Origin of the sequence: Psychrobacter sp. TB55-MNA-CIBAN-0194 (assembly GCF_040309505.1) — a bacterium.
Lineage (GTDB): Bacteria > Pseudomonadota > Gammaproteobacteria > Pseudomonadales > Moraxellaceae > Psychrobacter > Psychrobacter fozii.
The window spans coordinates 1-252 of the sequence record NZ_JBEOOW010000554.1; the positions used below are offsets into that span (position 1 = coordinate 1).

At 42.5% G+C, this 252-nt stretch carries 1 protein-coding gene; it reads right to left on the bottom strand.

The annotated features are described in order from the left end of the window. A partial coding sequence (locus AAEY75_RS16265; protein ID WP_352260188.1) for an aminotransferase class V-fold PLP-dependent enzyme occupies positions 1 to 252 on the bottom strand: 252 nt, incomplete at both ends.

Below are 252 nucleotides of genomic sequence, written 5' to 3' on the forward strand. Positions count from 1 at the left end.
GTACTAATGCGCCTACCGCTTTCGCACTGGCAATTAACGGCGCTAAATTAGTGATATTACCAAGCGCATTAGAGGCTTGGCTAATGGCCAATAACTTAGGTTTATGCTGCTTTATAAATTCACAGCATGCAGGTATATCAAAGGTGGCATCGTCGTTAAGCGGTAAAATAGCAAGCTTAGCACCAGTTTGCTGAGACAAAACCTGCCAAGGTACAATATTAGCATGATGCTCAATAGGCGTAATAATGATGG